Source organism: Sulfurimonas sp., assembly GCF_029027405.1.
Taxonomy (GTDB): domain Bacteria; phylum Campylobacterota; class Campylobacteria; order Campylobacterales; family Sulfurimonadaceae; genus Sulfurimonas.
This window is the reverse complement of the sequence record NZ_CP093396.1, coordinates 1,617,183-1,638,496: the sequence shown is the minus strand read 5'-3', so window position 1 is coordinate 1,638,496 and position 21,314 is coordinate 1,617,183. Positions and strand designations below refer to the sequence as shown.

Genomic DNA, 21,314 nt, shown 5'->3' with positions numbered 1-21,314 from the left:
TCAAGTTATAATGTCAACTTTTATTACAATTTCTGTCCAACAAAAAGATAAAGATTTCATTGAACATGGATTTAAAATATTTAAAGATATAGATTTTTCGCTCTCCTCTTATAATAAAAACTCCCCCATATATAGATTAAACCGAGATAAAAAATCGAAGATAAATAACTATACTTATGAAGCTTTTGTGCAAAGTAAAAAGTTTTATAAAGATACAGATTCTTACTTTAACATTAGTATTGGCTCGATTACTAAGGATTTATACCATTTTGGTGAAGATGATAGAGTTGCATCTAGGGATGAGCTTAAAGAGGCAAGAATTGATTTTGATGAAGTTTATTTCACAAAAGATGAAGCAAAGTTGGGCAAAAGCATAAAAGTAGACCTTGGAGGAATGGGCAAAGGCTTTGGAGTTGACAAAGCAGCAGCTTATTTTAGAGCAAATAGTGTAGAAGCCACAATCTCTGCGAGTGGAGATATTCGGTGTTTAGATGTTTGTACTTTTGATATTCGAAATCCATTTGGTGATGGTGCTTTGGCTTCATTTATAACTACAAAAAAAGATTTAGGTATAAGTACCAGTGGAAATTATGTAAGATTTGTAAAATCAAAAGCTAACAATCATTTAATCAATCCTAAGACAAAAAAATCACAAACGATATTTGTGTCAATCACTTTGATTTCGGAGCTAAGTAGTAGTGCTTTAGATGCTTATACTACTGCTTCAAGTGTAATGCCAATGAAAAAGGCTTATGAGTTTTTAGACTCCCTAGAATTGGCTTATGTTATTTTACAAAGTGATGGGAAGTTAAAAGTTAGCTCAAATATCTCTGATTATGCTCTTAAGAAGTAACCATGATATATATAAAATTAAAGCACTAAAGACAAAAAAAGATAAAAGCTTCAAGTAGGCAAAAAACTCTAAACCGCTAATGATTAAAAATGGAGAAAAAATCTCTGTAAATGCAGTGAAAAAGGTTAGATAAATAAGTACAAGAGTGCTTTTTTTATATCTAAGTTTTGTAAAAACTAAAAAATGAAGCAAAACCATAGATAAAAGTCCAAAGACAAAGATATGCGGTAAGACTATTTTTAAAATTCCACTAAAACTTTTTGCTATTATAAATTTGTCTTCATTACCTGTATAGTACTCAACAACGCCCTGATAACTAAAACCAATTTTATGCTCAAAAAGCATATAAGCACTCAAAATAAGGAGTATAGAAAAAGCTAAATAATAAAGTATAGAAAGTTTATATGCTTTTGTCATTTAACTTCCAAAATGAATAAAGTATCATATATATAGCACTTAGATGCCAGATGAAAAATGTTAAAAGATATATATATACAAAGTCTGATGAAATGAAAAAGGACATAGGAAGTGAAATAAGTGAGATAATTGCACTTATCATAAGAATATTTGTCATAGCTATTTTACTTTTGTTTGAAAGACGAATAAATATAGCACTTAGAGTTAGTAAATTCATCATGATAAAAAATATTTCAGTATGCCAAAACTCTAGAAAATAACTTTTTGTTATGGGGTCTATGAACTCTTCTTCATTTCCAAATAGTGTTATATATATAGCATCTGGGGTTATTCCAAAACTAAAGTATTTAACTAAAATATCAGAAATTAGAAAGAGTAGTATAAAACTTAAAAATCCTTTTAAGATAAGGCTCATAGCCTTATCTTTTTGGATACTTTTTATAAGGGTAAATTTCACTTTTTCAACAACTCATGGTATATAGCAAAAGCAACTCTTGAGCCATCGGTGATGCTTCTGGCACTCATTGTGGCCCCTGTAATAGTTGGAATTTGTCTTCCTACACGAAGTTGTTCATCTGTTTTAATATCTTTAAATTGAGAAATCCACTTCTTAGAAGGTATATATTCATGTGGTTCATTAAAGGCAATTATTTCTATACTTTTTAAAATATTATTTTTTGAAATTATATAAAGAATTACACCATTTTTAGAACGAACTTTTTTATTTATTAGAATACCATAACCTAAATTTTTCCCATTTTTACTGGCTTTATAAGTTCTGAAAATTTTAGTTTTTAGTTTTACTTTTGATGTCTTTTGAATGATTTTTACTTCTTTATTTTTAAGAACTATGTTTTTTTTAACTATTTTTGCACTAGCTCCAAAGCTTTGCTTCATTGCATCTATGGGTGATATGAGAATTTTAGCACTTAATGGAAGTACTAAAATTATAAGTAGAGTTAATAGTGTTTTTTTCATCAAAATTCTTTTGTTAAATTTAGAAGATTGTATATTATTATATATGTTTTGTCAATCTTCATTATCAAGATTTAAGGCTTAATCATAAATTTGATATAATAAATAAAAAATAAGAGAATTAATGAGAGAGATATTTACTAGATTACAGAGTGAAGCAAGCTATAGCAAAGATTGCCTAGAAAAAATAGATGAGATAAATATAGAAGTAAACTTGGAAGCTTTAGAGTCAAAAGAAATGAACCCTTGGTTACTTAGTGTGTTTATAAAAAGTGATACTATGGAAGCAAATGAAGAGTCTTATGAAGAGTTTTTAGAGACTAAAGAAGCTTTAATTATTGCACTAGAACATAATCAAAGAGCTGTTTATGTAGGAAGTAGGCTTGTTGATGGTTGGAGTGAGTTTTATTTTTATTCTTATGATTCAAAAAGGATAGATGTAATTGTAAAAAATATTTTAGTACCATCGGAATATATATATGAAAGCAATATCGTAAGAGATACAAAGTGGGACTTTTATGAGTTACAGCTAGAGCCTACAGAACTTGAACTATGTCATATCCAAAGTGCAAAAATTATTTTTTTGCTTGCTGAAGAAGGCGAAGATTTGACTATACCAAGAGATGTTGAGCATTATGTTTCTTTTGAAACTCCAACTGGGAAAAATAGATTTGTAAATACTTTAGATTTAGAAGGTTTTAGTTTTAAAGATGAAATTAGTACTGAAGATTTTGAGCATGGTGTAGCTCTTGTAAAAAATCATAATGTTACAGAGAAAGAAGTGCAAAAAGTAGTTAATACACTATTTGAAAAAGTAAAAATAGATAATGGTTATTATGAAGGCTGGAGTACGCTATTAATAAACAAGGACGAAGAATAGATGCAAAAAAAAGATACTCTTTTTGGTATCGTAGGGCTAATTAACTATTTAATAGTTATATTTTTAAATGCTTTTACAGACTTAGGTCATAAGATAATCATACAAAATACTATATTTAAAATATATGATGGCGATACACTTATAGTTTTAACTGCCATTGTAAATGCTCTGATTCTTTTACCTTTTATCTTGATTTTCTCTCCTTCTGGTTTCTTAGCAGATAGATTTCCTAAAAATAAAATTATGGAGTATTCTTCTATTTTTGCCATTTTTATTACTTTAGGGATAACATATTCTTACTATCATGGACATTTTTATACTGCTTTTGGTATGACTTTTATGATTGCTTTTCAAAGTGCTATTTATGGGCCAGCAAAATATGGCTATATAAAGGAGTTAGTTGGCATAAAGTTTATTAGTGCAGGAAATGGAGCGATTCAAGCAGTTACAACTGTTGCTATTTTAGGTGGAATTATTTTCTATACAGTTTTGTTTGAGGGAATGCTTGGTGATAGCTTCCAAACAAAAGAAGATATATTAAAAATAGTTGCTCCACTTGGTTGGCTTTTAGTTATAGGTTCTATTGTTGAGTGGTTCTTAGCATCTAAACTTCCAAATAAAATGATAGAAAGTAGTAAAAAAAGTTTTAATGTTAAGCGTTATTTAACAGGTGCTTATCTGCATAAAAATATGAAAATTATAAAAAGAAAAAAAGAAATTTTTGAAGCTATACTTGCTCTTAGTCTTTTTTGGTCTATATCTCAAGTTGTTCTAGCAGTCTTTGGAGAATATGCAAAGAGTAAACTAGGAGTTACAAATACTATTTTTGTTCAAGGTGTGATGGCACTAGCTGGAATAGGTATAGTTATAGGCTCTATAATGGCGGCAAAATTTTCAAAGTACTTTATAAATACAGGCTTATCTGCTCTTGGTGCTGTTGGTTTAACCTTAGTCGTTTTTTTCATCCCAACTTCAACTTCTTTAACTCAGTTAGGAATAATTTTTATGCTTTTTGGGATTTTTAGTGGTTTTTTGATGGTACCTTTAAATGCACAAATTCAGTTTTTATCTCCTCGAGTACATCTTGGAACTATCTTAGCTGGAAATAATTTTATACAAAATATTTTTATGTTTTCATTTTTAGTTTTAACAACTATTTTTGCTTATCATTCCATTAGTGGTGGAATCCTCATTTATGCAATGGCAATTGTTGGACTTATGCTTAGTTTTTTACTTTTAAAAAGATATATTGTTATGACTTTTTGGGCTTTTATGGAGTTGATTTCTAGTTTTAGACATTCATATACTTATGTTGGTTTACAAAATATACCATCTAAAGGTGCTGTACTTCTCTTAGGAAATCATGTGAGTTGGCTAGATTGGGTTATTGTTCAGCTTCCTCTTAGTCGGCGTATTAATTTTTTAATGGATAAAGATATATACCACTGGAAATTTTTTCATGCATTTTTTAAAAAAGGTGAAGCTATCCCAGTATCCCCTAAGGCTTCTAAAGATGCTTTTAAGGAAGCATATAAACGACTTTTAGATGCAAAAGTAGTAGGAATATTTCCAGAAGGTGAAATTAGTATAGATGGAAAATTAGGAAAATTTTATAGAGGCTACGAGCTTATTTCAAGTGATTACAAAGGAGTTATAGTCCCTTACTTTATAGATGGGGTATTTGGAAGCTCCTTTTCAAAATATAAAAATAAAAATAAAAAAAGTTTTTTTAAAAGACGAGAAATAACTGTTTATTTTGCTCCACCTATACCAAACGATACAAAAGCCGATGACTTAAAGAGTATAATTCAAGAACTAAAGGATAGATATGAAACTAAATAAACCGAAACACTCACTATTTCGTAATGGTGGATATGCTCTGGAGGGTTTTATAGATATTGTAAAAAATGAAACATCTTTTAAATGGCAACTTCTTATGCTTTTTGTTATGGGCATAGTGGCTTGGAATCTTCCTATTAGTTTTTCACATTCAAGCATACTTTTTTTATCTCTTTTTATTCCTGTTTTAGCAGAAGTGGCAAACTCTGCGATAGAGAGAGTTGTTGATTTGGTTACTACGGATTACCACATACTTGCAAAACAAGCAAAAGATGTAGGTGCAACTATGGTTCTTTTAAGTCTTATAGTAACTTCCCTTATTTGGCTGAGTGTTTTAGCAGTTGCCTTTGAGCTAGTCTAGGGTTATAATGAAAATATTACTGATTTTACTTTTAGCATTTAGTTTTTCTTTTGCATCAAAACGAGTCAAAATAGCATTAGTATTGAGCGGTGGTGGGGCTAGAGGTGGCGCGCATGTGGGTGTTCTTAAAGTTTTAGAAGAAAAAAAGATACCAATAGACATGATAATTGGAACAAGTATGGGTTCTTTTGTTGGAGGTTTATATGCATCTGGAGTCTCAGCAGATGACATAAAAGAGATGTTAGTAACAACTGACTGGAAAAAGCATATACGAACTGATTTTGATAGAAAAGATACTCCTATGCGAGTTAAAGAAGTTGAGTATATTTACCAAGGTCGATTAGGGATAGGAGTAAATAAAGACAACAAAATCGTTCTTCCAACAGGTGTCCTTAAAAGACAACCATTGCTTATGAAGTTTATGCAAGAAACTCAAAATTCTCAAAATATTAAAGATTTTGATAACTTACCTATACCTTTTAGAGCAGTTGCAACAAATATACTAAATGGGGAAGCTGTTGTTTTAAAGTCAGGTTCTTTAGCAAAAGTTATATATGCATCTAGTTCCATCCCTGGTGGATTACAGCCTATAAACATAGATGGAATTGACTGGGTAGATGGTGGAGTTAGTGATAATTTACCGATACAATTAGCTAAAGATATGGGTGCAGATATTATTATAGCTGTTGATGTTAGTGAAAAATTTGAAGATACGATAGATGTAAATTCATATTTTGTTGTTTTAGGTCAAATGGTAAATATCTTAATGAGAAAAAATGCTGATGAGTCTATCTTAAAATTAAACGATACAGATATTTTAATAACTCCTGATTTAAATGGTTTTGGAGGCTTAGATGCTGATAAATATGCTCAAATAATTAGCAAAGGGGCAGAGGCAACTAGCAAAATATATGAAAAAAAATTAAAGCATCTAAGTATCAGTGATCAAGATTATGAAAAGTATAAGCAACAACAAAGAGTTTTAAAAAAGTTTGAAGCACCAATCATAGATGCCATAGAAATAGTTAATCCAACCTACCTTAGCGATGAGTCTATACTAAAAAGAATAAAAATTAAAGTTGGCGATAGACTTGATGAAAATCTTTTAAGAAAGAACTTAATGCATATTTATAATATGACAATTTTTGATAGTGTTGAGTATGCTTTAAAAGAAGTTGATGGTAAAAATATTTTAATAATAATCACAACTCCTAGTTGGAATAACCATGGAGAGATGAATTTTGCTTTTGGTATAGAAGATGATTTTACAGGGCATTCCTCATATTCACTTAAAGTGGGATTTATAAACTTTGGCATAAATAAGTTAGGTGCCGAGTGGAAAAATGATTTTGAAATTGGTAGAAGACAAAGAGCTTATACGGAGTTTTTTCAGCCTCTTGATACTATGCAAAGATATTATGTGAAATCAGCATTTTTATATGAAAATATTATTGATTTACTTCCTTTTAAGAATGACTCTGCTATTGAACTTGAGAGTAAAAGATATGGCGCTTCTTTCGCTGTTGGCGCTCATTTTACAACTAATTATGAATTTGAACTTGGTATTGCAGCGTATAAGGATTTTTTAGATATTTCTCTTATAGATGGTGCAAGCAATGAGTATGCTGCTAGACCTATTTATGCCTCTGTTTTAGTTGATAACTTAGACAATTTAAACTTTCCAAACACTGGAGTAAAGTCAACTTTAAAGTGGACAAAAGAGATGAAAGGGCTTGGAAGTGATTATGAACATGAAAAAATTTACTTTGACATAGAAAAACCTCTTACTTTTTATAATAACAATTTTACAGCATACTTACAAGTAGGTACAGTCTATAAAAATAATAATGATAGCGATAAATTGATGTTAAATGATAAGTTCGTTTTAGGAGGTTTGTTTAATATGTCGGGATACCGACCATACTCTCTTATTGGAAATCATATGGCTTTAGGGGTTTTAAAATATAGATACCGCATAAAAGATGGTGGATTTTTTGGTTCTTTAAACGCACCACTTTATGCTGGTTTTAGTTTAGAAATAGGAGATGCTTGGAATGATGGAGATAAAGAAACACTAAGTAGTTTCAAAAAATCTGGTACTTTTTATGGTGCAGCAGATACTTTTTTAGGTCCAGTTTATTTGGCCTTTGGTTTTGCTCAAGATGGAGAGCAATCATTTTATTTATATTTAGGAGAAAAATTTTGAAAACAACTTTAATCATTGGTGCAGGTGGAGTCAGTCGAGTAGTTGTGCATAAGTGTGTACAAAATGCGGATACTTTTGGACGCATAATTTTAGCCAGTAGAACTATAAAAAGATGTCAAAATATAAAAAATGAACTCCCAGATGCAAATATTGAAGTGGCGTCTATAGATGCTGATAATACTGATGAATTAGTAAAATTAATAAACAAATATAAACCGAATATACTTATAAATGTAGCACTTCCTTATCAAGATTTAACAATTATGGATGCTTGTATAGCTACTTCTACACCTTATCTTGATACTGCAAACTACGAGCATCCAGATGAGGCAAAATTTGAGTATAAACTTCAGTGGGCAAAAGATAAAGAGTTTAAAGAAGCAGGAATTATGGGACTTCTTGGAAGTGGTTTTGATCCTGGTGTGACAAATGTGTTTTGTGCTTATGCTAAGAAACATTATTTTGATGAGATTCACACTATTGATATACTTGATTGTAATGATGGTGACCATGGTTATGCTTTTGCAACAAATTTTAATCCAGAGATAAACCTTCGTGAAGTTTCTTCAAATGGAAGATACTGGGAAAATGGAAAATGGATAGAAACTAAACCAATGGAAATTAAAATAGTTTGGGATTATCCAGAAGTTGGAGAAAAAGATTCTTACTTACTTTACCATGAAGAGATGGAGAGTTTAGTTAAGAATATAAAAGGACTTAAGCGTATAAGATTTTTTATGACCTTTGGTGAGAGTTATTTAACTCATATGAAATGTTTGCAAAATGTTGGTTTGTTAGGTATAAAAGAGGTTGAGCATAAGGGTATGAAAATAGTTCCTATGGAGTTTTTAGCAACGCTTCTTCCTGACCCTTCAACACTAGGCGAGAGAACAAAAGGTAAAACAAATATCGGTATAGTAGCCGAAGGTTTAAAAGATGGCAAAAAAAGAAAAATTTATATTTATCAGGTGAGTGACCATGAAAAATGTTTTAAAGAGGTAAACTCACAAGGAGTTTCATATACAACAGGAGTTCCTGCTATGATAGGTGCAAAACTTATGCTTGAGGGAAAATGGAGCGCAAATGGAGTTTACAATATGGAAGAGTTTAACCCAGATTTATTTATGGATGAGTTAAATAAGCAGGGCTTACCTTGGCAAATAAAAGAGTTAGGAGTTTAAGATGACTTTTGAGAAAATTATAAATCATATAGACTCATTGCCTCCACTATCAAATGCTGCTCATATAGTACAGTCTCTATATGCGGGTGGTATTGAACACATAAATATATCTAAATTAGTAAGAGTTATAGAGTCAGATGCAATGCTATCTATAAATATTTTAAAGATGATTAACTCCCCTTATTATGGAATGAGTAAACAAATAAGTTCTATTTCTCAGGCTGTTTCACTTCTGGGAGTTCAACAAATTTATATGCTTGTAGTTCACTATGCAATTAGTCAAAAACTAAAAGCTGATCCTAGCATCTATGGATTTACAAATGCTCAGTTTAATGATGTTTGTCAGCTTCAAGGTAGATTAATGTTTAAGTGGTGCTCAAAAATAAACTTAAAAGATGCACAGTTTTTAACTCCCTTAGCTCTAATGATGGAATCTGGAAAGTTAATTCTTGCACAAGAGATTGTAAGAAGTGATTATAGTGGTGAATTTAGGAAGGGTTTTAACGAGTGTGAAGATATACAAGAGTATGAAAAAAGTCTAATTACAAGAACTTCTTATGAGCTTACTGCGATGCTTTTTTCTCACTGGAATTTAGAATCAAAATATGTAGAAATATTAAACCTTATAGATGCTACACAAGATGAATTAAAAGAAATAGATGCAAAGATTATTGCATATATTGAAAAAATAAAAGTTGTTAGAAAGTGTATAAATTTAAAAGAGATACTTACAGATAATTCCATAAAAGAGAGTATGAAGCTTGTTCAAGCTCTTGGGTTAGATGCGAACTATTTTAAAGAAGTTACTCTTGAACTTAGAAAATCATATCTTAAATAGTATAAAAACTCCTTGTTATATTTGTTACGAGGAACTTTTAGAAAATAATTTGAAACTCTTAGATTATGTTCAAAAAAAAAGTGGAGCTAAGATTATTTTGGCACTTAAGGGTTTTGCTATGTGGAGTACATTTCCTTTAGTATCAAAGTATCTTCATGGTTGTACAGCTAGTGGTTTGTATGAGGCTAGACTAGCTCATGAAGAATTTAAAAAAGAAGTTCACACTTATTCTCTCGCTTTTAAAGATGAAGAGATAGATGAAATAGCAAAAATCTCAAATCATATAGTATTTAATTCACCAAATCAACTTTTAAAATATGCTCAAAGAGTTAAAAATATAAATCCAAATATAAGTATATCTTTGCGTATCAATCCTGAACATTCAGTCTCCCCAGAAGAGATATATAATCCATGTGGAATTTATAGCCGCTTAGGTACGACTATTAAAAATTTTGATGAGGCAGTTTTAGAGCATATAGATGGACTAAATTTTCATGCTTTATGTGAGCAGGGTGCAGACAAATTAGAAGAAGTTTTAATAGTTTTTGAAGAAAATTTCGCGAAGTATTTTAAAAATTTAAAATATATTAATTTTGGTGGTGGTCATCATATAACTAAAGAAGGTTATGATGTAGATAAACTAATAAAACTTATAAAAAAATTTAAAATTAAATATGATGTAGAAGTATATTTAGAACCAGGTGAGGCAGTTGGTTGGCAAACAGGTGTTTTAGTTAGTAGTGTTCTTGATATTGTAGACAATCAAATGAAGATAGCAATTTTAGATACATCAGCAGAAGCTCATATGCCAGATACTCTTGCTATGCCATATCGAGCAGAAGTTGATGGTGCATCTGTAGCGAATGATAAAAAATATACTTATAGACTTACTGGCAATACTTGTTTAGCAGGTGATATTATGGGTAATTATTCATTTGATGAAGCTTTAAAAATTGGAGATAAGGTTATCTTCCTCGACCAGATTCATTATACTTTTGTAAAAAGTACAACCTTTAATGGTATTAAACTACCATCTCTAGCAATAATAAATAAAGAAAATAAGTTGAAAATTATAAAGAACTTTGGATATAAAGAGTATAAAAATAGGCTCTCATGAGACTATTTCGCTATAATAATTAAATGAAAACTATAAATGATATATGGACAACATTTTATTTAATGTTTTTTGGCTCTTTTATTTTAATATTAACTCTTTTGACTTTTAGCTATTCTGATATAAAGAATAGACATTATTCAGAGCTTGAAAACTACTCAAAAATAATATCAAATGCAATACATTCTAAGTTATTGCAAGATGATATGATACTCACTATTATTGGAAATCAACTTTTAGATAATGATAATTATAAAGATAAACAGAGAATAATAAAACTCTTCGATGAATTACTTGAGCAAAACCAATATTATGTTGCTTTAAGTCTTGCAGACATAGAAGGGAATTTTATGGCAACAAGCTCAAATATAAAAGCGCCAGAAAATTTTAATTTTTTAGAAAACAAAAAAACAGTAAATGGTTTAAAAAAAGCATTAAAAACTAAAAAAATGATAGTTGGTAGAACCTATTATTTTAAAAATATAAATGAATGGATTATTCCAATAAGAAAAGCTATCTTAAATAAAGATGGAAAAATTATAGCTGTTATGACAATAGGTTTAAGAAATAAAACTATTATCAATGAACTAGGAGTATCCCAAGATAAAACTATCTTAATTATAAAAGATTATAACTCTGAACATAAACTGTACAGACAATATATGAGTAAAATACCAAAAGAACATAGTAACTCTATCTACAATACAAATGTTCCTGAAATTTTTGTAGAAATTTTAAAAAAAGAATTTAAAAAAAAATATGATTTGTCTTTAGATGATTTAATGAATAGTGAGCGAACTATTAGTCTAAAGTTAAAATCACCATTTAATAAAAACATAATTGCTGGTATTACATACAACAAAGAGTACAAATTATGGATTTTAGTAGAAGATAGTGATTCTTTAATAATTAGTGAATTTTTCAATACTTTATTTATATACTTCACTCTTTTCGTTGCTAGTTTTATAGTTTTTTATTTTTTATTTAAAAGAATAGCTATGTCTGATAGAAAAAAACAAGATGAACTTGTGTTTCAAGCTCAACATGATAGTTTAACAAAACTTCCTAATAGAACTTTTATGTATGCTCATATAGAAGAATGGAAAATAGAATATAACAAAGAATATTTCGTTCTATATTTAGATTTGGATAATTTTAAAAATATAAATGATAAATTTGGACATACTGTTGGAGATAAAATATTAATCGAGGTTGCACATAGATTAGGAATGTTTTTTAATGAAGGTGATATGCTTATTAGGCAAGGTGGAGATGAGTTTATAATTCTAAAAGAGTGTGTAGATGCTAATAATAATGAGGAAAGGATACAAAGTCTTATAGGTCTTATTTCACAGGTTTATCATATAGATACAAAAGAGTTTAGAATTGGTGTGAGTGTTGGTATTGCTAAATATCCAGCAGATGCAGAAGATATTGAAGAACTACTTAGCATAGCAGATACAGCTATGTATGAAGCAAAAAAACGAAAAAATTCATATTGTTTTTTTTCAGAAACTATGAGGCATAATAATATTGTAAAAACAGATATTGAGCAAGAGTTGCGTAGTGCTGTGGAAAAAGATGAACTTTGGATGGTTTATCAACCACAAATAAAAGCAGATGGAAAATTATATGGAGTAGAGGCTCTTGTTAGATGGAAAAATGAAAAACTTGGATTTGTTGGACCGGATAAATTTATACCAATAGCTGAAGATACTGGCATTATAAGAGAACTTGGTGCATATATTATAGAAACTTCTTTAGCTGAAATTGCTAGTGTTAAAAAAGAGTTAAACTTAGATTTTAGCTTATCTATAAATATATCAGTGGTACAATTGATGGAAGCAAATTTCTTGGTAAGTTTTTTAAAACAAATAGAAATAGCAAAGATTGATAAATCGTCAATAACATTAGAAATTACAGAAAGTGTATCAATGGAAAAGCTGGATGATATTTTGAATATTCTTTATGATATTAAAGAGCATGATATTAAAATATCATTAGATGACTTTGGAACAGGATACTCTTCTTTGAGTATTTTAAGAGAGTTACCAATAGATGAGTTAAAGATAGATAAAAGTTTTATAGATAAAATACTATATGATGATAATGAAAAAGCTCTAGTTCAAAGTATCATAAATATAGGTAAAAATTTCAATATGAAAACTTTAGCAGAGGGTGTTGAGAGTGATAAGCAAGTACAAGACTTAAAAGAAGCTAATTGTGATATATTTCAAGGTTATTATTACTCTAAGCCACTCACAAAAGAGCATTTGTTAGAATACTTAAAAGATTAAAATACTAGGAAAAATTATGTTAGAAGATAAACAAAGATGGAACGAAAGATATCAAGAACACCCGATACCTGATAATGTTAGTAAAATTCTTGAGAAGTATGTAGATAATGTGAATATTGGTCAAGCACTTGACATTGCTTGTGGAATGGGTAGAAACACACACTTTCTTGCAAGTAAAGGTTTTGATATAGATGCAGTGGATATTTCAGATTATGCTTTAAGTAAAATAAAAAAATCACCTATAATAACTAAAATAGAAGCTGATTTAGATAAGTATAATATAGCTCCAAATAAGTATGATTTGATATTAAATACAAACTATTTAAATCGCCGTTTACTTTCTCAAATGAAAGATGGTTTAAAGCAGGGTGGAGTAGTTATGTTTGAGACTTTCATAATCGCTCATGGTGACTTTAAGTTACCAACAATGAACTTAGATTATCTACTTCGTAAAAATGAACTCTTACACTCTTTTATAGGTTTAGATGTTATTTACTATGAAGAAAAAATAGATACAAACCTGAGAGGGGAAAGAGTTAAAATAGCATCTATAGTTGCTCAAAAAAACTAAATTAAAAAGAATTCTTTTTTTATTAAATTTTTACCATTTATGATGATAGAGAGTTTATGCAGTCCTTTGTAATAAACTCTCGTACTTATCGGTTTAAAAGAGTGTTGTCTAAGAATATTTTTTTTCTTTTGTTGAAAAACTCCCTCTGAAATTTTAAAAACTTTTGCATTGTATTTTTTATTTTTTCTTATAAATTCTATAATATATTCAATCCTTAATTTTCCTAGTTCTTTTTTTGAATTTAGGTTAAATGAAAATGCTAGTTTTTCACCCATCACAACTTCTTTATTTAAGTTAAATTCACTCAAAATTATAGCATCTGGGGAATTAAAACCAAAAAGACTTAGTACCTCTTTATCACTACTTTTTAGTAAAGTCCTACATCCATGTTTTACCATAGCGTCTCTATTAGAATTTTTTCCTATCCATAGAGATGCTAACTTTTTTACTATATTTTTATTGTCTTTTGATATGTCATTAATATTGTTAGCGACACTTTTTCTTACATATTCGCTCTTATCATCTTTTAGCAGTTCAAGAATCTCTAAGACTTTACTAGGCTCTTTTTTAAATATAGGTAGTGATATTGCCCAAGGAAGTCTAGGTCTACAACCCTCAGATGCTAATCTTCTAACATGAAGATTGTCAGATTTTGCCCAGATTAGCATCTGTGCCATTGTAGCATCTGGGTATTTTAATATAAACTTTCTTATGGCAAATTCACTAGATGAATCTATGGTAAAAAACTCTATAGCATCCATTGAAACTTTAAAATTTTCTAGTCCATAAACTTCTACAAAGTCTTGAAATATCATATTTTCAAGGCGGTATGCATGATTTAGTTGTAAAAAACTTTTTTTTAAAATTTTTATAGCATCTACATAATTTGTTGGTAAAAATAGACCAAGTGTTAAACTAATATGTCGCATTCTTTGCTTTAGTTCTCTATCTTCCCAATTTTTATCAAAGATACTTTTTTTAAACTCTTCATGCTTAAGAAGTGGATACTCAAGTGAGTTCAGTAAAGCTGAGATGTAATCATCGTTATATAAATATTTCAATAATATAGCCATTATTATAAGCCTTCCATTAAAACATACCAGAGTCTATCAACTTCTTTATCATTTAAAAAAAGAGAGGATTTGTTAAAAAATAGTTCGTGCAATGCCAGCTTATTTATACCAAGCGTGTGTGAGCATTGCTTATGTGTTGGCAAAAAAGCGCGAATTATAGATATTTCATTCTCTTGTATCTCTTGTGAGCATAAAAAGCATACCATCTCTTTATGTAGTCTCCCTTCTTGTTCTAAAAGTTTCGTATAAGATTCTATTGCTACTCTTTTTGGATTTTGAGTTCCCCAAATATTTGAAGCATTATCCAAAAGTTCAAAATAAAAATCACCGAGTTCTTCTGTATCTTGTAAGTGTTTATGAAAAAGTTTTAAAAAGTCTTGCCATAATTTTAAAAGTTTATAATCATTAATCCATTTAAAACCAATATGAATAACATCTTTTAGTCTAGAAATTGTTGATTTCGCTGAGCTTTCTTTTTCATAGTCAATTTTAAATCCTATATTTATAGTCCCATGCCTAGCTCCATAGAACCTATAAAGAGTATCTAAGTTACCCCTAGATATTATGGTAACTATTAAATCTTCATCTTTTACTTTGTTAAGATTTATGATGTAGCCTTGCATTTTTAGCTTCTTTTATACACGATTTGTAATTATATTTTGATAATTTTTACATAATAATGCTTTTTTAAACCTTTAAACGGTATAATTCAAACACTTTTTCTAAATATACTAAGTTTCTTTAAAAAGAGATTAAATTTAGATTATTTAGTTGTAAATTTACAAATTTTGGAGTGATTATGACAAAACATCATGATTTATTGAGATCATTTAAGGATAACTGTGGCTTTGGGCTTGTAGCAAATATCAAAAATAAAGCTTCTCATAAAGTTTTAAATGACGCAGTTACAGCACTAGAGAGAATGATGCACCGTGGTGCAGTTGCAGCAGATGGAAAAACTGGAGATGGAAGTGGTTTACTACTTTCAATGCCTCAGGAATTTCTTCGTAATGTAGCTTCACAAAATAGTGTAGAACTTCCTAAACAGTTTGCTGTTGCTTCTGTCTTTACAAAAGATAAAGAACATTTAAAAACCTTAGAAGAGATTTGTGCAAATAATGACTTAAAAGTAGTTCTAACTCGTGAAGTTCCTATAAATACAGATGCTCTTGGTGCTCAAGCCATGGAATCTTTGCCAAATATTATACAACTTTTCATAACTCCAAACTCTATAATGGCAACAAATAGATTTGATGCCCTTTTGTATCTTTCTCGTAAAGAAACAGAGCATAAACTCATAAAAGATAGAGATTTTTACATAGCATCTATGAGTTCAAAAGTTCTATCATATAAAGGTCTTGTTATGCCAACGCATATTAAAGAATTTTATATTGACCTTCAAAGCGAAGAATTTAAAATTTCTTTTTCTCTTTTTCATCAAAGATTTTCAACAAATACACTTCCAGAGTGGAGATTGGCACAACCGTTTCGTGCTGTTGCACATAATGGAGAAATTAACTCAGTTGAAGGAAATCGTTTAAATGTAGAGATAAAGTCTGAATCTATAAAAAGTGAAGTTTTTACTCCTGAGGAGATTGAAAGAATTCTTCCTATCATTCAGTTAAACTCATCAGATAGTGCATCTGCTGATAACTTTTTTGAGTTTCTTATAGTTAATGGTATGGACTTTTTTAAAGCTGTTCGTGGTGTTATTCCATCAGCTTGGCAAAATGCTCCACACATGGACCCTGAACTTCGTGCATATTATGAGTATCACTCAACTGTATTTGAAGCATGGGATGGACCAGCCGCTTTTTCTGTAACTGATGGCCGTTATATCGGCTGTGTTTTAGATAGGAATGGTCTTCGCCCATCCAAATATATAGTTACCAAAGATAATAACCTTCTAATTGCTAGTGAATATGGTGTTGTTGATATTGCAGAAGAAGATATAAAAGAAAGAGGACGCCTTCAATCTGGTGAGATGATAGGGCTTGATTTAAAATTTGGAAAACTACTTAAAAACGATGAGATAAATGACTATTTAAAAAGCTCTAATCCGTATATGAAGTGGTTAAATGAGCATATGATTTATCTTCAAGAGCATGTTGAAGTTCAGTATGAAACACAATGTGAATTTGATGAAGATGGTTTTGTTAAAAGACAAAGATTTTTCAATGTTACGCAAGAGGTTGTTGAACAAGTTATAGAACCGATGATAATTGATTTTAAAGAAGCAGTTGGAAGTATGGGGGATGATACTCCACTGGCAGCATTTTCTTCTAAACAAAGAAACTTTACTGATTATTTTAAGCAAAAGTTTGCTCAAGTTACAAACCCACCAATTGACCCAATTCGTGAAAAAGTTGTTATGAGTTTAAACACAGGTTTTGGTGAAATTCATAATATGTTAGATGAAATTCCATCTCATGCACATAGGCTTAAATCAATATCTCCTATTATTACTCTTGAAAAATTAGATGTTCTTAAATCTTTTGGAGATAAAAAGTCACCTCGTTATCAAGTTTTTTACCATAACACTATTTTTTCAACTGCATATACAGGTTCTTTAAAAGAAGCACTAGATGCTTTAGTTCTGAAAGTTGTTGACTCCGTTAAAAATAATGGAACGAGAATTATTATCTTAGATGATTATGAATTTAGTTTAAAAAATAAAATTATTCCAATGGCGATGGTTGTTGGTCGTATTAACTTTGCTCTTATTAAAGAAAAAATTCGCCATTTAGCGTCTCTGATTGCTGTAACCGGCGAGGTTATTGACTCTCATAGTGCGGCCGTTCTTATTGGTTATGGAGTAAGTGCAATTTATCCAAATCTACTTTTTGCAACGGTTATAGATAAAATTCAAAACTCAAGAGTTCTGAAAATGGAGTGCAATGAAGGTATCAAATCAGTTCACGCAGCACTTAATAGCGGTCTTTTAAAAATAATGTCAAAAATGGGAATAGCAACAATAGCTTCTTATAGAAATGCTGGTCTTTTTGATGTTCTAGGCTTAAATGATGAAATAGTAAGTGATTGTTTTCTTAGCTCAAACTCAGAGTTGGGTGGACTTACTTATGAAGATATTGATGAGAGAGTTTCAAGATATCATAAAGAAGCATTTACGGAAGATGGATTTAAGAAAATTTTCCCATTAAATATTGGTGGGTATTATAAATTTTATAATGAACAAGAACATCATGATTATGGTCCTGCTGTAATTCATGCAATTCATAAAGTATCAAATAGTGGTAAAAAAGAAGACTTTAAAGCTTTAACTGATTTAATAAATAACAGAGGGCTTAAATTTATTCGTGACTTCTTTGATTTAAAATCTCCTAAAAAAGCAATTGATATTAGTGAAGTAGAGTCAAAAGAGGAAATCTTTAAAAGATTTGCATCTGCTGCTATGAGTCTTGGTTCTATATCTCCAGAAGCACATGAAACTATTGCAATCGCAATGAATAGAATCGGCGCTCAATCAAACTCTGGCGAGGGTGGAGAAGATAAGGAAAGATTTGGGACTGAGAGAGTTTCTAAAATCAAACAAGTTGCATCTGGTAGATTTGGTGTTACGCCTGCATATCTTAGAAGTGCTGAAGAAATTCAGATTAAAGTCGCTCAGGGTGCAAAACCTGGTGAGGGTGGACAACTTCCAGGGCATAAAGTAACACCGCTAATCGGTAAACTTCGTCATACAGTTCCAGGAGTCACTTTAATTTCTCCTCCTCCACATCATGATATTTACTCTATTGAGGATTTATCTCAACTTATTTTTGATATTAAACAAGTAAATCCTAGTGCAAGAGTAGCAGTTAAACTTGTTTCAACTATCGGTGTTGGTACTATTGCCGCCGGTGTTACAAAAGCATACGCTGACAAAATTATTATCTCTGGTGGTGATGGTGGTACTGGTGCTGCTCCACTTACATCTATCAAGTTTGCTGGTAATCCATGGGAAATTGGCTTAAGTGAAGCTCACAATGCTTTAAAGGCCAACAATCTGCGTGGACTGGTTGAACTTCAAACAGATGGTGGTCTTAAGTCAGGCTTAGATGTTGTAAAAGCTGCACTTCTAGGTGCTGAGTCTTATGCCTTTGGTACAGGTGTTCTTACAATTGTTGGTTGTAAAATGCTTCGTATTTGTCATGTAAATAAATGTTCAGTTGGTATTGCAACTCAAAATGACAAACTTCGTGAAGAATTTTTTAAAGGACATGTTGATCAAGTCATCAACTACTTTACTCTTTTAGCCGAAGATGTTCGTTCTATCATGGCTGAGCTGGGTTATTCAACTATGGAAGAGATGATAGGGCAAGTAAATATTCTTGTTCCTAAAAATGATGAGTTTGTGAAAAAATTTGATTTTTCTTCAATACTACATCAAGAAAAAGGTGTTAACACTCATAAACAAAAATTTAATCATCCTTTTGATGACAACTCATTTGAAAAAGATGTTTTAAGAGAAGCTATGACAGCTATTAAACATCCAGAGCATCCTATCCGTATAAATAGAGAAATAAACAATGTAAATAGAAGCTTTGGTGCATTAGTTTCTGGTGAAATTGCGCAATATTATGGAGATAAAGGTCTTAAAGCAGACACTATCAAGATTAAGCTAAAAGGTATAGCAGGTCAAGCACTAGGAGCATTTTTAATCCCCGGTGTTTCTATATACTTAGAAGGTGTTGCAAATGATTATATTGGTAAAGGTATGCATGGCGGTAAAATTATAATTGCTTCAAAAAATGAAGGTGAAATTTTTAGTGCTGGTGGTAACACTTGTCTTTATGGTGCTACTGGTGGTAAACTTTATATTTCTGGTTCAGTTGGGGAGAGATTTGCTGTTCGTAACTCTGGTGCATTGGCTATTGTTGAAGGTTCTGGAGATAATGCTTGTGAATATATGACAGGCGGTATTGTAGTTATCCTTGGTCGCACAGGAATCAATTTTGGTGCTGGTATGACAGGTGGAATTAGTTTCGTATATGATGCTGATCACAGTTTTGTTGAAAATGTAAATCGTGAATTAGTAGATGCTGTTCGTATAGATACTGATGAAAGTGCAGATGCTAGACATTTACTAAAAAAATTATTGAAAGACTATGTAGTTGAAACAGAGAGTAAAAAAGCAAAAGAATTACTTGATAACTTTAGAGTAGAAGTAAGAAACTTTTGGTTAGTTAAACCTAAAAATTTAACTAAACTGCCTTTAAACCTAGAGAATGGAGATTAATAATGAGAGAATATTTAGCAACTGAAAGACTTAATCCTACTAAAAGATTAGTGGTAGAAAGAACAAAAGATTTTGGTGAAATTTATGAAGTATTTGATCGTGATGATGCTTCGACACAAAGTGAGAGATGTATCCAATGTGGAGACCCTTTTTGTTTAAATAAGTGTCCTCTTCATAATTATATTCCTCAATGGCTAAAATCTATTGCTCAAAAAGATTTAGAGTTTGCTTTTAAGCTTTCAAATGAGCCTTCACCTTTTCCAGAAGTAATGGGAAGAGTTTGTCCTCACGATAAGCTTTGCGAGGGGGATTGTACTTTAAATGATGGTCATGGTGCTATAACCATAGGTTCTATCGAAACTCACATAACAGAAGAAGGTTTTAAAGCTGGATATAAACCAGAATTTCCAGGAATCATAACAAATAAAAGTGTTGCTGTTATAGGAAGTGGTCCAGCAGGACTATCTGTTGCAACTTACCTTCTTCGTTCAGGAATTGCTGTAACTATGTATGAGAGAAGCGATAGAGCAGGTGGACTTTTAACTTATGGTATTCCAAATTTTAAACTAGATAAAAAGATAGTAGAGCGTCGTGTTAAACTACTTAAAGAAGCTGGTTTAAAACTAGTTTTAAATTGTGAAGTTGGAAGAGATATTGCTTTTGAAGAGCTAGCAAACTCTCATGATGCTATGTTTATTGGAGTTGGTGCTACAAAGGCTAAAAGTGCTTCTTTGGTAGGAGAAAAATCAAAAACAGTTTATGATGCTATGGAATACTTAACAGCAATGCAAAGAAAAAACTTTAAACTTGAATATGACAAAAAGTTTGATTTTAAGGACTTAAATATTGTTGTTATAGGTGGTGGTGATACTGCTATGGACTGTCTTAGAACTGCTAAAAGAGAAGAAGCAAAAAGTGTAAACTGTCTATATCGTAGAGATGCACATAATATGCCAGGTAGTAAAAAAGAGTATAAAAATGCTATGGAAGAAGGTGTTGACTTTACTTTTTTTGTATCTCCAAAAGAGATAATTTTAGATGAAAATTCTAATGTTATCGCAGTGGAAGTTATAAAAACAACTCTTGGAGCGAAAGATGAAAGTGGTCGCCAAAGGATGGAAGAGCTAAAAGGCAGTGAAACTAGAATTCAAGCTGATATAGTTATTATGTCTTTAGGTTTTAACCCTGAAGTGCCTGCTTTCTTAGCTGAAAATGGTATAGAAACAAATAGTTGGGGTGGAGTAATTATAAATGAAGATACTCACGAAACAACTACTTCTGGCATCTATGCTGGTGGTGATTGTTATAGAGGTGCAGACTTAGTTGTAACAGCTGCTTACGATGGACGAGAGGCTGCTAGAAGTATAGCAAAATCTCTACTTAAATAAATTAACTTTTTTCCCTTCATTATCCTCAGCTTATACTGAGGATAATAATTTTTAAAAACTAAAACTTCATTTTTAACTTTTT

General features: G+C 30.7%; 17 protein-coding genes. 12 read left to right on the top strand and 5 right to left on the bottom strand.

The window, feature by feature from the left end; all coding sequences use genetic code 11:
• Positions 1-10: 10 nt before the first annotated feature.
• Positions 11-853: an FAD:protein FMN transferase gene (locus tag MOV42_RS07740; RefSeq protein ID WP_324170618.1), complete on the top strand. Its 843-nt coding sequence runs from the start codon at positions 11-13 to the stop codon at positions 851-853.
• Here the strand turns inward: MOV42_RS07740 and MOV42_RS07735 are convergent.
• Genes MOV42_RS07735 through MOV42_RS07725 form a run of 3 tightly spaced genes read right to left on the bottom strand, consistent with a single transcriptional unit; the run spans position 821 to position 2,248 of the window.
• Positions 821-1,270: a hypothetical protein gene (locus MOV42_RS07735; protein WP_324170617.1), complete on the bottom strand. Its 450-nt coding sequence runs from the start codon at positions 1,268-1,270 to the stop codon at positions 821-823. The genes MOV42_RS07740 and MOV42_RS07735 overlap by 33 nt on opposite strands.
• Entirely contained in the window at positions 1,254-1,685 is a 432-nt protein-coding gene (locus tag MOV42_RS07730) for a hypothetical protein (RefSeq protein ID WP_324170616.1), read from the bottom strand. Before MOV42_RS07730 ends, MOV42_RS07735 begins: the two co-directional genes overlap by 17 nt.
• Before the next feature lie 38 nt (positions 1,686-1,723).
• The gene (locus tag MOV42_RS07725) at positions 1,724-2,248 is read right to left on the bottom strand and encodes an FMN-binding protein (protein ID WP_324170615.1); all 525 of its coding nucleotides are present in this window, start codon (positions 2,246-2,248) and stop codon (positions 1,724-1,726) included.
• Between the two features lie 121 nt (positions 2,249-2,369).
• Here MOV42_RS07725 and MOV42_RS07720 point away from each other — a divergent pair, with 121 nt between their 5' ends.
• From MOV42_RS07720 to MOV42_RS07680, 9 genes are read left to right on the top strand one after another with little or no spacing between them, the layout of a single operon-like run.
• Positions 2,370-3,125, top strand: coding sequence for a DUF695 domain-containing protein (locus MOV42_RS07720; protein WP_324170614.1), 756 nt, complete (start codon positions 2,370-2,372; stop codon positions 3,123-3,125).
• The gene (locus MOV42_RS07715; RefSeq protein ID WP_324170613.1) at positions 3,126-4,967 is read left to right on the top strand and encodes an MFS transporter; all 1,842 of its coding nucleotides are present in this window, start codon (positions 3,126-3,128) and stop codon (positions 4,965-4,967) included.
• Positions 4,954-5,325 (top strand): diacylglycerol kinase, encoded by a 372-nt coding sequence (locus MOV42_RS07710; RefSeq protein ID WP_324170612.1) that lies wholly within the window; start codon positions 4,954-4,956, stop codon positions 5,323-5,325. The genes MOV42_RS07715 and MOV42_RS07710 overlap by 14 nt, the downstream gene beginning before the upstream one ends.
• 7 nt (positions 5,326-5,332) lie before the next feature.
• Entirely contained in the window at positions 5,333-7,531 is a 2,199-nt protein-coding gene (locus MOV42_RS07705) for a patatin-like phospholipase family protein (protein ID WP_324170611.1), read from the top strand.
• Positions 7,528-8,712: a saccharopine dehydrogenase family protein gene (locus MOV42_RS07700; protein ID WP_324170610.1), complete on the top strand. Its 1,185-nt coding sequence runs from the start codon at positions 7,528-7,530 to the stop codon at positions 8,710-8,712. Before MOV42_RS07705 ends, MOV42_RS07700 begins: the two co-directional genes overlap by 4 nt.
• A gap of 1 nt (position 8,713) precedes the next feature.
• Positions 8,714-9,550 (top strand): HDOD domain-containing protein, encoded by an 837-nt coding sequence (locus MOV42_RS07695; RefSeq protein ID WP_324170609.1) that lies wholly within the window; start codon positions 8,714-8,716, stop codon positions 9,548-9,550.
• On the top strand, positions 9,495-10,667 hold the full coding sequence (gene nspC / locus MOV42_RS07690; protein WP_324170608.1) for a carboxynorspermidine decarboxylase: 1,173 nt from the start codon (positions 9,495-9,497) through the stop codon (positions 10,665-10,667). Before MOV42_RS07695 ends, nspC begins: the two co-directional genes overlap by 56 nt.
• Positions 10,668-10,690: 23 nt before the next feature.
• On the top strand, positions 10,691-12,961 hold the full coding sequence (locus MOV42_RS07685) for an EAL domain-containing protein (protein ID WP_324170607.1): 2,271 nt from the start codon (positions 10,691-10,693) through the stop codon (positions 12,959-12,961).
• 16 nt (positions 12,962-12,977) lie between these two features.
• Positions 12,978-13,532, top strand: coding sequence for a class I SAM-dependent methyltransferase (locus MOV42_RS07680; RefSeq protein ID WP_324170606.1), 555 nt, complete (start codon positions 12,978-12,980; stop codon positions 13,530-13,532).
• Here the strand turns inward: MOV42_RS07680 and MOV42_RS07675 are convergent.
• A complete protein-coding gene (locus MOV42_RS07675) occupies positions 13,529-14,605 on the bottom strand; it encodes a DNA alkylation repair protein (protein WP_324170605.1) in 1,077 nt (358 codons plus the stop codon). The two genes, MOV42_RS07680 and MOV42_RS07675, sit on opposite strands and share 4 nt — an antisense overlap.
• A gap of 2 nt (positions 14,606-14,607) precedes the next feature.
• Positions 14,608-15,228 (bottom strand): recombination protein RecO, encoded by a 621-nt coding sequence (gene recO, locus MOV42_RS07670; RefSeq protein WP_324170604.1) that lies wholly within the window; start codon positions 15,226-15,228, stop codon positions 14,608-14,610.
• Positions 15,229-15,404: 176 nt separating this feature from the next.
• Between recO and gltB the strand changes: the two genes are divergently transcribed.
• Positions 15,405-19,844, top strand: coding sequence for a glutamate synthase large subunit (gene gltB / locus MOV42_RS07665; protein ID WP_324170603.1), 4,440 nt, complete (start codon positions 15,405-15,407; stop codon positions 19,842-19,844).
• 2 nt (positions 19,845-19,846) lie between these two features.
• Entirely contained in the window at positions 19,847-21,232 is a 1,386-nt protein-coding gene (locus MOV42_RS07660; protein ID WP_324170602.1) for a glutamate synthase subunit beta, read from the top strand.
• The last annotated feature ends 82 nt before the right edge of the window (positions 21,233-21,314 follow it).